16 protein-coding genes are annotated in these 13595 nt (G+C 64.7%); 10 read left to right on the top strand and 6 right to left on the bottom strand.

The genetic code is table 11. The annotated features are described in order from the left end of the window. Window positions 1-533: Ig-like domain-containing protein (locus AC1P6P_RS00320; protein WP_481400439.1), on the bottom strand; the 533-nt coding region annotated here is incomplete at its 3' end. A gap of 404 nt (window positions 534-937) precedes the next feature. Between AC1P6P_RS00320 and AC1P6P_RS00315 the strand changes: the two genes are divergently transcribed. From AC1P6P_RS00315 to AC1P6P_RS00300, 4 genes are all read left to right on the top strand, one after another. After that, window positions 938-1198: a SemiSWEET transporter gene (locus AC1P6P_RS00315; RefSeq protein WP_481400438.1), complete on the top strand. Its 261-nt coding sequence runs from the start codon at window positions 938-940 to the stop codon at window positions 1196-1198. A 107-nt stretch (window positions 1199-1305) separates the two neighbouring features. Continuing rightward, entirely contained in the window at window positions 1306-1809 is a 504-nt protein-coding gene (locus AC1P6P_RS00310) for a rubrerythrin family protein (protein WP_481400437.1), read from the top strand. Between the two features lie 29 nt (window positions 1810-1838). Beyond that, complete coding sequence (locus AC1P6P_RS00305) at window positions 1839-2651, top strand: 3-keto-disaccharide hydrolase (RefSeq protein WP_481400436.1); 813 nt, start codon at window positions 1839-1841, stop codon at window positions 2649-2651. A 60-nt stretch (window positions 2652-2711) separates the two neighbouring features. Beyond that, complete coding sequence (locus AC1P6P_RS00300; RefSeq protein ID WP_481400435.1) at window positions 2712-3107, top strand: hypothetical protein; 396 nt, start codon at window positions 2712-2714, stop codon at window positions 3105-3107. Here the strand turns inward: AC1P6P_RS00300 and AC1P6P_RS00295 are convergent, their stop codons facing one another. After that, window positions 3108-4715 (bottom strand): FAD-dependent oxidoreductase, encoded by a 1608-nt coding sequence (locus AC1P6P_RS00295; RefSeq protein WP_481400434.1) that lies wholly within the window; start codon window positions 4713-4715, stop codon window positions 3108-3110. Window positions 4716-5031: 316 nt separating this feature from the next. On the opposite strand from AC1P6P_RS00295, the gene AC1P6P_RS00290 reads away from it, so the two are divergent. After that, window positions 5032-5214 (top strand): helix-turn-helix domain-containing protein, encoded by a 183-nt coding sequence (locus AC1P6P_RS00290; RefSeq protein ID WP_481400433.1) that lies wholly within the window; start codon window positions 5032-5034, stop codon window positions 5212-5214. Here the strand turns inward: AC1P6P_RS00290 and AC1P6P_RS00285 are convergent, their stop codons facing one another. Continuing rightward, window positions 5215-6117 (bottom strand): LysR family transcriptional regulator, encoded by a 903-nt coding sequence (locus tag AC1P6P_RS00285; protein WP_481400432.1) that lies wholly within the window; start codon window positions 6115-6117, stop codon window positions 5215-5217. Window positions 6118-6228: 111 nt separating this feature from the next. On the opposite strand from AC1P6P_RS00285, the gene AC1P6P_RS00280 reads away from it, so the two are divergent. Then, window positions 6229-6927 (top strand): pirin family protein, encoded by a 699-nt coding sequence (locus AC1P6P_RS00280; RefSeq protein WP_481400431.1) that lies wholly within the window; start codon window positions 6229-6231, stop codon window positions 6925-6927. Between the two features lie 19 nt (window positions 6928-6946). Beyond that, window positions 6947-7546, top strand: a complete 600-nt coding sequence (gene wrbA, locus AC1P6P_RS00275; RefSeq protein WP_481400430.1) for an NAD(P)H:quinone oxidoreductase — start codon at window positions 6947-6949, stop codon at window positions 7544-7546. A 33-nt stretch (window positions 7547-7579) separates the two neighbouring features. Here the strand turns inward: wrbA and AC1P6P_RS00270 are convergent, their stop codons facing one another. Continuing rightward, window positions 7580-8191 (bottom strand): DedA family protein, encoded by a 612-nt coding sequence (locus AC1P6P_RS00270; protein ID WP_481400429.1) that lies wholly within the window; start codon window positions 8189-8191, stop codon window positions 7580-7582. Window positions 8192-8462: 271 nt separating this feature from the next. On the opposite strand from AC1P6P_RS00270, the gene secF reads away from it, so the two are divergent. Then, window positions 8463-9404, top strand: coding sequence for a protein translocase subunit SecF (secF, locus tag AC1P6P_RS00265; RefSeq protein ID WP_481400428.1), 942 nt, complete (start codon window positions 8463-8465; stop codon window positions 9402-9404). A 78-nt stretch (window positions 9405-9482) separates the two neighbouring features. On the opposite strand, the gene AC1P6P_RS00260 is transcribed toward secF, so the two are convergent. After that, window positions 9483-10106 carry a DUF1134 domain-containing protein gene (locus AC1P6P_RS00260; protein ID WP_481400427.1) on the bottom strand — a complete coding sequence of 208 codons (624 nt, stop codon included), beginning with the start codon at window positions 10104-10106 and terminating at the stop codon, window positions 9483-9485. 200 nt (window positions 10107-10306) lie between these two features. On the opposite strand from AC1P6P_RS00260, the gene AC1P6P_RS00255 reads away from it, so the two are divergent. Then, window positions 10307-10546 (top strand): hypothetical protein, encoded by a 240-nt coding sequence (locus AC1P6P_RS00255; RefSeq protein WP_481400426.1) that lies wholly within the window; start codon window positions 10307-10309, stop codon window positions 10544-10546. 5 nt (window positions 10547-10551) lie between these two features. On the opposite strand, the gene AC1P6P_RS00250 is transcribed toward AC1P6P_RS00255, so the two are convergent. Then, entirely contained in the window at window positions 10552-11457 is a 906-nt protein-coding gene (locus AC1P6P_RS00250; protein ID WP_481400425.1) for a CPBP family intramembrane glutamic endopeptidase, read from the bottom strand. A gap of 150 nt (window positions 11458-11607) precedes the next feature. On the opposite strand from AC1P6P_RS00250, the gene AC1P6P_RS00245 reads away from it, so the two are divergent. Then, window positions 11608-13254, top strand: coding sequence for a carboxylesterase/lipase family protein (locus tag AC1P6P_RS00245; RefSeq protein ID WP_481400424.1), 1647 nt, complete (start codon window positions 11608-11610; stop codon window positions 13252-13254). Window positions 13255-13595 lie beyond the last annotated feature (341 nt).

Raw genomic sequence — 13595 nt, 5'->3', positions numbered from 1 at the left:
TACTGGCCGGCGACGTTGGTCTGGAAATAGACCCCGCGATTGGCGCCCGTCAGCGCGATCCGGTCGGCCGATTTGGCGGTGCCGGTAGGGCCGGTATCGACGTTGGCGGTGACGGTGGGGGCGGCGCCGCTGTCGGCGAATTTCACCCAGGTCTTGTCGTTGAACGCTTCCGATTGCGGGATCAGGTTCTGTGCCGCGATCACCGATACGGTCTGCGTGTAAGCGAAACCGTCAGTGACGGTATACTGGAACAGGTCCGTGACGGTGTTGCCAGGAACGATCAGGCTTGCGGCATTGGGGTTGACGACATAGTCATATGTTCCGTCGGCGCGCAGCACCAGCGAACCATAGGTTCCCAAGATCGTCGTTCCGACGTTCGCGGCCTGGCCATTGACGGTCGCGATGCTCAGCGTCAGACCGTTGGGATCGCTGTCGTTGCTGAGGACGTTGCCGATTGCTTCCGTGGTGCCGGATGTTTTTACCGACGCGCTGTCCGCTACCGCCACCGGAGGTGTGTTCGGATTGATCGCCATGGATTAAATCCCCTTCCAGTCTTAAAAATCGCTCGATTAGAAACACAATCGTCAACGTACTGTATGTTGTCACAACAAAAACACTTCCATTGCGAAGCTAGAAACAAAGCGGGCCGGAGCGCAAGTGGGCAGCGGGCACTGGCGCAAACAACTTTCGACGTAGCGTTTGCGGAAAGCATGTGTGAGTGGCGCGAAATTGTGCACGGCTTCGTCACGCGAGTGCGCTTGCGTACAGGGGGCGGAATCGACCATGGCGCCGGCGCACGATTGCACGGTGCGGTAGCGGCGCCAGCGCACGGGCGCGGCGCTTTGCATAGCCGCCCAGCAAGGTAAGCGGCTGTTGGCGCGGGCAAACCCCTGCTAGGAACGGCGCCCTGAATCGCCTCTTTTGAAGTCACATCGCCATGACCCCCGCCCAGACCGAATTCGTCGGCTTCGCCGCCGCCTTTTGCACCACTGCCGCTTATCTGCCGCAGGTCCTTCGGGTGTGGCGGACGCGCCGCACCAAGGACGTCTCGCTCGGCATGTTCGTGGTGATGACGGTTGGCCTGCTGTGCTGGCTCGCCTATGGCTTCGCGATCCACGACATGCCGGTGATCGTGTGCAACGGCTCGGCCCTGGTGATGACCAGCATCATCCTGTTCTTCAAACTGAAACACGGCTGACGGGTACTGCCGCACGACGCTGTCCTGGGCGCTTTTGCCCCCTGTCGCCGCAGGGGTAATCGTTTCATTGTTCTAAGACCGATTCAACGAACAATGAGGGTGTACCCGTGTCGACCAAAGGCAATCTGAAATCCGCCTTCGCCGGCGAAAGCCAGGCCAACCAGAAGTATCTCGCTTATGCCGATAAGGCGGAGCGCGAGGGCTATACGGTGGTGGCGCGGCTGTTTCGTGGCGTGGCGGCAGCCGAATCCATTCATGCGCGCAATCATCTGAAGGCGCTCGAAGGCGGCATCCAGTCGACGCTCGACAATCTCGCCGACGCCCAGAACGGCGAGGATTACGAAGTCACGACCATGTACCCGCCGATGATCGCGGAAGCTGAAGCCGCCGGCGACAAGAAGGCCGTCCGCTCGATGCATTTCGCGCTCGAAGTGGAGAAGGTCCATTACGAGCTCTACGGCCAGGCGATCGCCGCGGTGACCGAGGGCAAGGACCTCGCCGAAGCCAAGGTGCGCGTCTGCCCGATCTGCGGCCACACCGTCATCGGCGATGCGCCGGACGATTGCCCGGTCTGCGGCTGCAGCGGCGACCGCTACCTCGAAATCGCGTAGAACAGTCCGCCTCACAGCGGAGATGAGTCATGCGCGCGGTTGCAGGGATTGTCGTTCTGGCATTGAGTGCGGCGTGGGCTGGTAATGCTCCGCCGCCCAAGCCCGATAGCCGCTTCCTGCAACCGGTGCCACGCGACTTTTCCGATCACCAGGGCTTCGTGTCGCTGTTCGATGGCACGCTGACCGGCTGGGATGGCGACAAGCGGTTCTGGCGGGTGGAAAACGGCGTCATCGTCGGCGAGTCGACGCCCGCCAATCCGTCCGGCACCGCCTATCTCACCTATCGCGCGCTCACCGCCCACGATTTCGACCTTCGGCTCGAGATCAAGGTCGAGAACAGCGGCGGCAGCGGGGTGCAATATCGAAGCCGCACCGGCGTGCCGTGGCGTTCCAAGACGCCGCCCGCGGTGGTGAAAAATGTCGGCCCCTACAACGCCGCCATCATGCTGACCGGGCCGCAGGCCGATTTCTGGTATCCCGAAAATCCCAAGACGCTGCGCTATTCGGGGCAGGCGTTCGCCGAGAATTCGCCGATGGGCATCGAGGCGTGGCTGGGGCAGGTCGTGCGCCAGCGCGGCGGCGATGCGGCGCAGAAAAAGCTGATCGCGATGATCGCGCCGCCCGAGCAGCTCACCGGCCATATCAACATCAACGACTGGAACGACTACGAGATCGTCGCGCGCGGCGGCGTTTTCCTGCACATCCTCAACGGCCAGCTGATGGCGGTCCTGATCGACGACGATCCCGCCTCCACCAACCAGCTCCCCGGCCTGTTCGGCCTCGAGATCGAAGGCATCACGAAGGTGTCGGCGCGGAACATCTACGTCAGGGTGCTGAATTAGCGGAATCGGAACAGCCGCGGGCGGCAGGCGTTGGGTCTTCGCAAGCCATCGAGGAGCCTGATGATGCGTGTTCCTGCCTCTCTTTTTGTCACAGCCCTGCTGATCGGCAGCGCGGCTTATGCCAATGATACGGCGCCGCAGCGGCAGGCGGCCAACCAGCCGGCGCGCTCGGCCTCGGCGATGAAAACCGTTGGTCTCAACGAAGTGGTCAATCCGAACGACACGCTCGGTGAGGCGAAAGTCGAAGACGCCCGCGGGGCGACGATCGGGCAGGTGCAGAAGGTCGTCACCGGCGATACCGGCACCATCGCGCGGGTTGAGGTGGCGGTGAAAACGCCTCAGATGCAGAAGGTCGTTTCGTTGACACCGGAGCAGGTTCGCTACGTGCCGTTCAGCGGCAAGCTGCGCACCACCATGACGGCCGACCAGCTCGGCGCCTTACCCGCCGCCAAGTAGCTACGCGGCATCCGCCAGATAACGGTGCAGGCGCGCCACCACGGCGGCGCCTTCGCCGACCGCCGAGGCCACCCGTTTGATCGAGCCTGAGCGCACATCGCCGATGGCGAACACGCCGGGCATCGAGGTTTCCAGCGGGCTGCCTTCATGGCGCCCATCGGCGGCGATGAAACCCTTGTCGCACAGGCGGATGCCGGACGCCGACAGCCAGTCGGTGTTGGGCTCGGCACCGATGAACAGGAACAGGTGCGCGATCTTCTTTTCGGTTTCGCCGTCGGCGCCATGCCAGCGCAAGGATCGCAACACGCCGCCATTGCCGTTGAGGGCGGTGATCTCGGCGCCCGTCACCACTTCGATATTGGGCTGCGCCGCAATGCGGTCGATCAGATAGCGCGACATCGTCGCCTCCAATCCGCGCCGCGCCAGCAGCCACACCTTGGCGGCGTGCCCCGACAGATAGACCGCCGCCTGACCCGCCGAATTGCCGGCGCCGACCAAGGCCACGTCCTGGTCCTGGCACAATCGCGCTTCCAGCGGCGAGGCCCAATAATGCACGCAGGTGCCGTCGAACTTCGACAGATTGGCCAGCGCCAGCTGGCGATAGCGCGCCCCGGTCGCCACGATCACCGCGCGGGCCCGCACGCTGGCGCCGCTGCCGAGTTGCAACGCGAAGTCTTCGCCGTTGCGCGCCAGCGATCGCACTTCGTCGGGAATGGCCATTTCGACGCCGAATTTCTGCGCCTGATTGAAGGCGCGCGCCATCAGCGCCATGCCCGAAATCCCGGTCGGAAAGCCGAGATAATTTTCGATCCGGGCCGAGGCGCCGGCCTGGCCGCCGAAGGCGCGGCAGTCGAGCACGATGGCGGCAAGCCCTTCCGAGCCGGCATAGACCGCCGCCGCCAGCCCCGCCGGACCGGCTCCGACAATGGCAACGTCGTAGCGCTTGTCGGCATCGATCGCCTGCAACAGGCCGATGCAGCGGGCGAGCTGCTGTTCGGACGGATTGTGCAGCACCGAACCGTCCGGGCACAGAACGATCGGCAGGGTGTGATCGCCGTATTTTTCGATGATGGCGCGCGCCGCGTCGTCGCCCGCCGGATCGAGGCACTGGTGGGGATGGCCGTTGCGGGTCAGGAAGCCCTGCAGCCGCAAGACGTCGCCATTGTCTGCAGGACCGACGATCACCGGCCCGCCGGTGCCCTGTTCGAGCAGGCCGACGCGGCGCAAGATCAGCGCCCGCATGATGATCTCGCCGAGTTCGGCTTCGCTGACGAGGATATTGCGCAAATTCGCCGGGGTGACCGCGATCGCCTTGGTGGCACCGCGCGCCACCGCATCGACCAGCGACGGCCGCCCCGACAGTTGCGCCAGTTCGCCGACGAAGGACCCGGGCTCGTGCACGACGATGACCTCGCCGTCGGCGCTGCTGATCACGACTTCGCCCGCGGTGATGAAGAACGCTCCCGACGCATCGCCCGCCCGCGCCAGCGCCTCGCCATCAGCAAATGCGCGCTCCTCGCCGAAGCGCTGCAGCCGCCCCAGATCGTCCTCGCCCAGCACCGGAAACATCTGCGCCCGCCGCTGATCGATAATCGCTTGCCCGGCCATGCCGCGCTCCGTGGAAAATGCGCATACACGATACCAGTATTATGGGGCAGCAAGGCAAGTGGCTTGAACATGATAGGGAGTCACGCTTGTGTGGCACCATGTGCTGTTCGGCGACAGCCCTGAGCGACAAATGCCTGTCATCATCATGGTGCTGGCAGGAGCGGCAATGCCGCAGTATGGTTCCGGGTAAGCGTTGGAGTAAATCGTCGTGTCAAAGGCCGGTGAAAGGTTGCTGAAGTGTGCGCGGCGGGCGCGGGCTTTTGTGCGCGGTGAGGAGACCGAAGGCTTTGTCGTGCATGTCCCGGAGGAGGTGGACGTGCGCGCCATCCGCGCCTCGCTCAATCTCACGCGCGAGGAATTCGCCGCCCGTTTCGGCTTTGCCATGGCTGCGGTGAAGGATTGGGAACAAGGCCGCCGTCAACCGGAGCGGTCGGCGCGGATTCTGCTCAAAGTGATCGAAACGGAGCCGAAAGCTGTGGAGCGGGCGTTGCGGGCGTAGCTAACGACCCTTCTTCCCCAGCATCTTAGCCAGGAAATCGCCCATCACGGTGACGCGCTCCGGTTTTGGCGTGCCGGGCGGGGTGACCCAATAGACCGCGCCGTCGGGCAGCGACCAGTCGGGCAGCAGGATCTCGACCTGCTTTTTCGCCAGCGCCTCTCGGATGATGAACTCGGGCAGCATGGCAATGCCGACGCCGGCGAGGATGGACGGCAGCATCGCCTCGCCGTTGTTGACGCGCAAAGGTCCGGCGGCACGCACGCTGGCGACCTCGCCGGTCTTCTTCTTGAACTGCCACACCTGCCGCGGCGCATAGGAATAGGTGATGGCGGCGTGCTCGCCGAGGTGCATGGGGTGCTTCGGCCGCCCGTGCGTTTTCAAATACGAGGGCGCCGCTACGACATAAACCGGCATGGCGCACAGCCGGCGCGCGACAAGCGAGGAATCCGGCAGCGCCGCGATGCGGACGGCGCCATCGAAGCCGTCGCCGACCAGATCGACCATCTCGTCGGACAGGTGCAGGTCGACGGCAACCTCCGGGTACTGATCGAAGAACGCCGGCAGCAGCGGGGCGATGTGGAGGACGCCGAAGCTCATCGGTGCGGCAATGCGCAAGGTCCCGCGCGGCACCTGGGATTGGTTGAGCGCTTCGGCTTCGGCCGCTTCCCCCTCCGCCAGCATCGCCGCGGCCCGCGCCAACAGCTTGTCGCCGGCTTCGGTCAGCGCCAGCCGCCGCGAGGTGCGGTTGAACAGGGTGGTATGCAGGCGCTGCTCGAGCCGCGCCACCGCCTTCGACACCGTCGGTTTCGACAGCTTCAACTCGGCCGCGGCGCGGGCAAACGAGCGGAATTCCGCGACTTTGTCGAACACCGCCAGGGCTTCGAGGTCGGGCAGGGCGCTCATGCGATCGAATCCGGAAACGATGTGTTTCAATCGTTTCTATTTCTGTTCGCCCTCCGGATCAATAACTATCGGCGGCAACAGCAAGGCGGCCCCGCCGCCGGGAGAGTTCCCATGATCGACGTCAGACGCTTCGACAGTCTCGGCCATGCCGACCACGGCTGGCTGAAGGCGCGCCACCATTTCTCGTTCGCCGACTATTACGATCCGAACCGCGTCCAGTGGGGGGCGCTCAGGGTTTGGAACGACGATGAGATCGGACCCAATTCCGGCTTCCCGCCGCATCCCCATGCCGACATGGAGATCATCACCTATGTCCGCGAGGGCGCCATCACGCATCAGGATTCGATGGGCAACAAGGGCCGCACCGAAGCCGGCGACGTGCAGGTGATGAGCGCGGGCTCGGGCGTGCGCCATGCCGAATACAATCTCGAGCCGACCACCACGACACTGTTCCAGATCTGGATTCTGCCGCGCGAGAAGGGCGGCGCACCGGCGTGGGGTTCGAAGCCGTTCCCCAAGGCCGATCGCTCGGGCCGTTTCGTGACGCTCGCAAGCGGCTTGCCGGGTGACAGCGACGCCTTGCCGATCCGCACCGATGCCCGCGTCGTCGGCGCCACGCTGAAACGGGGCGAGACCGCCGAATACCAGCTCGGTGCCAGCCGCCACGCTTATCTTGTCGCCGCCGTCGGTGCCGTGGAGGTCAACGGGGTACGTGTCGACAAACGCGACGGCGCTGCGATCAGCGACGTGGAAACCCTCACCGTCACCGCCCTGGAAGAATCCGAAATCGTCCTGGTGGACGCTGCCTGAAATCCTCAAGGAGAATGTTATGCCTAAAGTATTGGTTCTCTACTATTCGTCCTACGGCCACATCGAGACGATGGCCACTGCGGTGGCTGAAGGGGCGCGCGAAGCCGGCGCCGAGGTCGACATCAAACGCGTGCCCGAACTGGTGCCGCCCGACGTCGCCGACAAGGCCCATTTCAAGCTCGACCAGAAGGCGCCGGTGGCGAAGGTGGAGGAACTCGCCGATTACGATGCGATCATTGTCGGTACCGGCACCCGCTTCGGCCGCATGGCGTCGCAGATGTCGAACTTCCTCGATCAGGCCGGCGGCTTGTGGGCGCGCGGTGCGCTCAACGGCAAGGTCGGCGGCGCCTTCACCTCCACCGCGACCCAGCATGGCGGCCAGGAGACGACACTGTTCACCATCATCACCAACCTTCTGCATTTCGGCATGGTGGTGGTCGGCCTCGATTACGGCCATGCCGGCCAGATGACGCTCGACGAGATCACCGGCGGCTCGCCCTACGGCGCCTCCACCGTCACCGGTGGTGACGGCAGCCGCCAGCCGAGCGCCAACGAACTCGCCGGCGCCCGTTACCAGGGCAGGAAGATCGCCGAAGTCGCGGCGAAGCTGCACGGTTGAATGGCGTGAACGAGGGCGCTGGCGCGGGCGCCCTCAATCCGTTTTGAAGATTTTCCGTGATAGCCAGATGAACGCCGCGAACAAGGCCACGGCGGCGCCGACGACGAGTGCCTTCTGTTCGATCGACCAGCCGTTGAGGGCGATAGCGGTGCCGAAATAGCCGATGGCCAGCAACGCCGGCGCCCAGACGATGGCGGAGGTGATGTTGCCGAACATGAACGGCAGCACCGGCATGCGGCAGATGCCGGCGGTCAGCGGAACGAAGGCGCGCAAGGGTCCGAAGAAGCGGCCGACGAACACGCTGGGCCAGCCCCATCGCTGGAAGAAGGCCTCGCCACGTTTGAGCGCGTCGGGGTGGCGGCGGAACGGCCATGACCGCGGCAGTACGTGGCCGAACTTGATGCCGATCCAATACGACACCGCATCGCCCAGCACGGCGCCGAGCGCGCCGGCGGAAGCTGCGGACACCGGGTCGACGACGCCGGCCTGTACCAGCGCGCCAGCCGCCACCATGATGGCGAAGCCGGGGAAGAAGAAGCTGATGAAGGCGAAGCTTTCGGCAAAGGCGGTGAAGCCGATCACGACCGCCGCCATGTCGGGGTGCGCCCGGATATAGGCGAGGACGTCGGGGACGAGCTGCTCCATGCGGGCCTGCGGTTTTGCCTGGGTGTTACGTAGGAAGTCCTGCCGTGTCTGCCCAGCGGTTGCGCCTGTCATTTTGCCGCAGTCGGGGTGAAATCGCTGCCATGAGCCCCCAGTTAGGCCGCTAACGGCGTCGCCGGGGGTGTTCGTGCGGTTTCTGCGGTGAAACCGGTGTTGGTCCGACATGGTCGCGGGCGATGCCGGCTTGTCCGCGCCGCCCAATGCGTTTATCTCTGCCGGCCCGCTTACTCCGCCCATTTGGACGCGTAACTTCATGCCTCTGCTCAGATTTCTTCCGGAAGCCACCAACATCAACTTCATCGGCGCGCGCTATTACGCGTTTGCGGTCGACGGGCTTTTGCTGCTGATCTCGATCATTGCGATTGTCACGCACGGATTCAATCTCGGTCTCGACTTCACCGGCGGCGTCGAGGTGCAGGCCAAGGCGCCGTACACGATCAGCGAAAGCCAGGTGGCGCAGGTCCGCCAGGAGATCGCCTCGCTCGGCTTCAACGACACCGTGATCCAGACGACGAGCGGCGGTCCGTGTTCGGTGCCGACCTATTCGTGCCTGATGATCCGCGTCCAGCCGAACGCCAACCAGGATTACAACGTTGCGGCGCAGAAGATCAAAGACCGTCTGGGCACCGGCTACCATTACCTCAATACCCAGGTGATCGGGGCCAAGGTGTCGGGCGAGTTGTTCCGCGCCGGCATTCTGGCTTCGATCCTGGCGGTGTTCGCGATTGCGCTGTGGGTGGCGTTCCGCTTCGAATGGCAATACGGCATCAGCGCCGCCATCGCCACCGGCCACGACGTGTTCGTGACGGCGGGCCTGTTTTCGGTGCTGCACCTCGATTTCACCTTGACCTCGATCGCCGCGCTGCTGACGCTGGCGGGCTATTCGATCAACGACACCGTGGTGGTGTTCGACCGAATCCGCGAGAACCGGCGCAAGTACAAGCGCATGGCGCTGGCCGACCTGATCAATTTGTCGACCAACCAGATGCTGACGCGAACCATCCTGACCTCGGCGGCGACGGCACTGTCGATCATTCCGCTTTATTTCTTCGTGCCGGCACTGGCCGAATTCACCGGCTCGATCCTGTTCGGCATCGTCGTCGGCACTTTCTCGTCGACCTACGTCGCCGCCGCGCTGCTGCTCTACCTGCCGAAGCCGGCCGGCAGCATCGAAGAAAAGCCCGAAGCGGCATGAAAAGAAGGGAGTAGTGAGTAGGGAATAGTGAGTGGCATTTGCCCGTCTCACCACACCCTACTCCCTACTCACCCTTTTTTAGAGCGGGAACCAGTCCCGCTTGTCGGTGTATTCCTGGTACTGCGCATTGACGCCTGCCCTGAGGCCGACGCCGGTGCGCATCGGGGCGAGCGTGACGCCGCCGGAACGCATGTAGAGAATGCCGATACCGGCGATGAAATAGTACGACCCTTCGATGCCCGGGAAGCGCTGGAACAGGCGGGGTTCGCGCTTGAGGTTGTAGACCAGGGTGAACACCTTGGAGGCGTTGCCGCCGATATCGAAGCCGACCGAAGGCCCGCGCCAGTAGACCTTCTTGGGGTCGTGGTTCTTGCGGATCAGCCAGCCGGAGCCATAGCGCAGGCCGACGACGAACGCAGCCGAGCCTTCGTCGCCCTTGACGTAGGCGTCGGGGCGGCCCTGATCCTTGAACACGCGCTGCACCGCTTTGGCGGTTGCTTCGGTGGTGATGCCGAAGAAGTCGGCGGCCGAGCGGGTGATCTCGTTTTCGGTGAAGGTATCGTCTTCGCCGGGATGGTCCGCATCGCGGGTTTCATCGCGGTCATCGCCACTGCGGCTTTCTTCGTCGGCGAATGCGGGGACGGTCATGCCGGCGGCGAGGGCGCCCCACAAAAGTCCGTTCATCAACTCACGCCTTCTCATCGGCGATACTCCTTCTCAAAACGCGCGGACGAATCACGTCGCGCGAATCATTGCCCGAATCGTTGGCGCTCGCCAACGCCCCCTCTTGCGCTTCCGCCGGGGTGACGGAGTATTGGGCGGGTGGAATTTGGCATTGCCGTGTTGGCGACCGGCTCCGGCCGGCGTTTGGGGCGTTAATTCGCTGTCACCCGGGAGTCGGCATGGACGACAAATCGAAACAGCGCCTCGGGATAGCCGGCTGGATCGCGCTGGCGGTGGCGGTAGGTTTCCTGGTTGCGGCCGTTATTTACGCGACGGATGCTTGGCGGGCGATGGCCGGGGTGGCGCTCAGTCCGACCGGCTGGGTGTTCCTGATTTTGGGAGCACTGGTCACGATCCTGGTCGGCGCCGGGTTGATGGCGCTGCTGTTCTATTCGAGCCGCCACGACTACGACCGCTGAACCGGCTACTTCAGCAAAGCCAAAGCCAGGAACACGAAAATCGCCACGTCGCTGAGGAAATGGATCCACCACGTCCACCACAGGCCGCGGGTTTCCAGCATCGCCTTGCCCAGGATCCAGCCCATGAAGATCGAGGCGATGGCGCCGAACAGGCCACCGGGAACTCCGAAATAGTGGGCGAGGCCGAAAAACGTGGCCGCCATCCACAGCGCCTGCCGGCTGCCGCCGACCGGTTCGAGGGTCGCCAGCATCGGCACGCGAAAGGCGATTTCCTCGTTGACGGCGTTGATCGCGGCATAAAACAGGATCGATGGCAGCAGTGGTATGAGCTTGTGGAGCAAGGCCGGGCTCGGTCGCAGGCTGAAATACTGCACCGCCGCCAGTCCGGCCGCGATGTAGAAGCCCCATTGCAATCCGAACCACACCCAGGAGACGGGCCGCGGGAATCCGAGCAGCCGCACCGGCGCGATCGGTGCCCTGAGATCGCCGAGGCGCAGGAAAAGGTCGCGGCGCCTCAGGCCGAGCAGCAGCAGGATCGCGATCATCGCCAGTGAAACCGCCAGCTTGCCGGTCTGCTCGGCTTGCATGCGGGCGTCGAAGACGGTGCTGCCGAACAGCGCCTGCAGCGCCGGCCAGGTGAAATTCACATGGGCCGCGAGCGCGAACAGCAGGAAGAAGGCGGCCATCGCGACGAAGAAATTGCGCAGCGGCCGAAGCGGCTTCCACAACATCGCGCCCATCGCCAGTACCAGCAGGAGCCCGGCCTTGACGGCGGTCAGCCACGTCGGTTGGGTGTGAGCGATGGTGAGGCACGCGATATCGGGCGCCAGGCTGATCGCGATCGTCACCAGCCAGGCGACGGCCGTCAGGGCGCGACTGGATTGGCGGACCGGGAATGGATTGGCTGTCATGCTCCTCCCCCCGTTGGAGCTGGTTCGATCGCCACCATAGGCGCATTTGCCGACTGCCGATAGCAGCCGGTATTGATGCGCATTGATCGTGCGTAGCGGCGGGGCAGCCAGTTGGCTATCCTCGGCGCGGCATTGGCCTCGGAGGATGACATGGTTCGGTTTGACCGCCGCAGCGTTTTGAAAACCGCGGGAGCCGCGTTGGCGGTGCCGTGGCTGCCGGCGCGTGCCGAGGCGCCCGAGTGGCCGACCCAGACGGTGGCGCCGTTTGTCGAGGTCGAGATCGCGACCGGTCGCATCCGGGGCGGTCACAGCCGGGGCGCGCTGGCGTTCAAGGCGATCCCCTATGCCGGCTCGGTTTCGGGCCGGAACCGCTTCAAGGCGCCGCCGCCGGTGACGGCGTGGACCGGCGTCAAGGATGCGACCCGTCTGGGCGCGCCCGCGCTGCAGAGCCCCGGCACGACCTATGGCGAACACGAGCCGGCCTACAGCGAAGATTGCCTGTTTCTCAACGTCTGGACTCCGGCGGTGAAGGACGGCGGCAAGCGGCCGGTGATGCTCTATCTGCACGGCGGCGGCTTCACCTCGGGCTCGGGCGGCCAGAACATTCAGGACGGCTCGCATCTCGCCGCGGCCTATGACGTGGTGGTGGTGGCGATCAATCACCGCCTCGGACTGTTCGGGTATCTCTATGCCGGCGAGGGCGCGGCCAATGCCGGTCAGCTCGACATCGTCGCGGCGCTGAAATGGGTGCAGACCAACATTGCCGTGTTCGGCGGCGATCCGGGCAATGTGATGGTGTTCGGCGAGTCCGGCGGCGGCGCCAAGACCTCGGCGATCCTGGCGATGCCCGCCGCGGCGGGCCTGTTCCACAAGGCCGGCATCCAGAGCGGCGCGATGCTGACATCCGCCTCCAAGGCGTCCGCGATCGAGACCACCGCGCGCGTGCTGGCCGCATTGGGCCTCACCGATCCCGCCCAGCTCGGCGACGTTCCGGCCGAAAAGCTGCTGGCGATTCAGCTGCAAGGCGCCAAAGGTCCGCTCGGCGTGCCGACCAAGGCGTGGGCGGCGGCGCATCCGAATGCGCAGAGCACGAGCGGGCTCGGCGGCGATGCGCCCGGCAATTGGGGGCCGGTGGTCGACGGCACCGTGCTGCCCGCCAATCCGTTCGATCCGGCGGCACCGGCGATGGCCGCGAACATTCCGCTGCTCATCGGCAATATGCGCGACGAGGCGGTGTTCTTCATGCGTGACAATCCCGCCTTCTTCCACTCCGACGATGCCGCGCTGATCGCGTTGGCGCATCGCGAGCTCGGTGCCGATGCCGACCGCATCATTGCGCTGTACAAGAAGACGCGCCCCACCGCGAGCGCCCCCGAGATCGCCATCGCGATCATGACGGCGACGAGTTTCGGCAACAACACGACGCTGCTTGCCGACCGGAAATCGCTGCAACCGGCGCCGGTCTATCGCTATCGCAACGATTATCAGTCGAACGTACCGATCAAGGGCACCGACTGGACGTTCCGCGCCGGGCATGCCTCGGACATCTCGTTGGTGTTCCTCAATCAGGAAATTCTCGACCTGCAGGGCAACGGCCCCGGCCTCGGCGAAACCGCCGCCGCGATCAGCGCGTATTTCACGTCCTTCGCGCGCACCGCCGTGCCCGCCGCCGTCGGCCAGCCGGCCTGGCCGCGCTACGACACCCAAACCCGCCGCGTGATGCTGTTCAACGCCGCCTGCACAGTCGTCAACGACCCCGACAGCGAAGAGCGCACCTACTGGCAGGCACGAGGCTGATAGCACGCCTGCGCGGCTTCTTTTCTGCCCCCGCGGGCAAGGAAATCTCCTCACCCGCACGAAGACCGTGGGGGAAGAGGCCGCGAAGCGGACGAAGGGGGCTCCATTTTTGCGGAGATTGCGCCCGCTAGAGTGGCGGACGTTGATGTGAGATCGCCACCACACTGTCATCGCCCGCCAATTGCGGGCGATCCAGGTCAAATCTGTCGCGATCTTCGGGGCTGTGCCAGATGACACCTCGGTGGCCCGCAGTCGCGGGCCATGACACCGAGGGGCGTAGGACGATCAAGGGATTCCGGCCGAACGTCCGATGCTCTAGGCGCCACGCTTCGCGTTGGAGT

The sequence above is a fragment of the Rhizomicrobium sp. genome (assembly GCF_056722145.1).
This window is presented reverse-complemented; position numbering and strand designations above follow the sequence as displayed.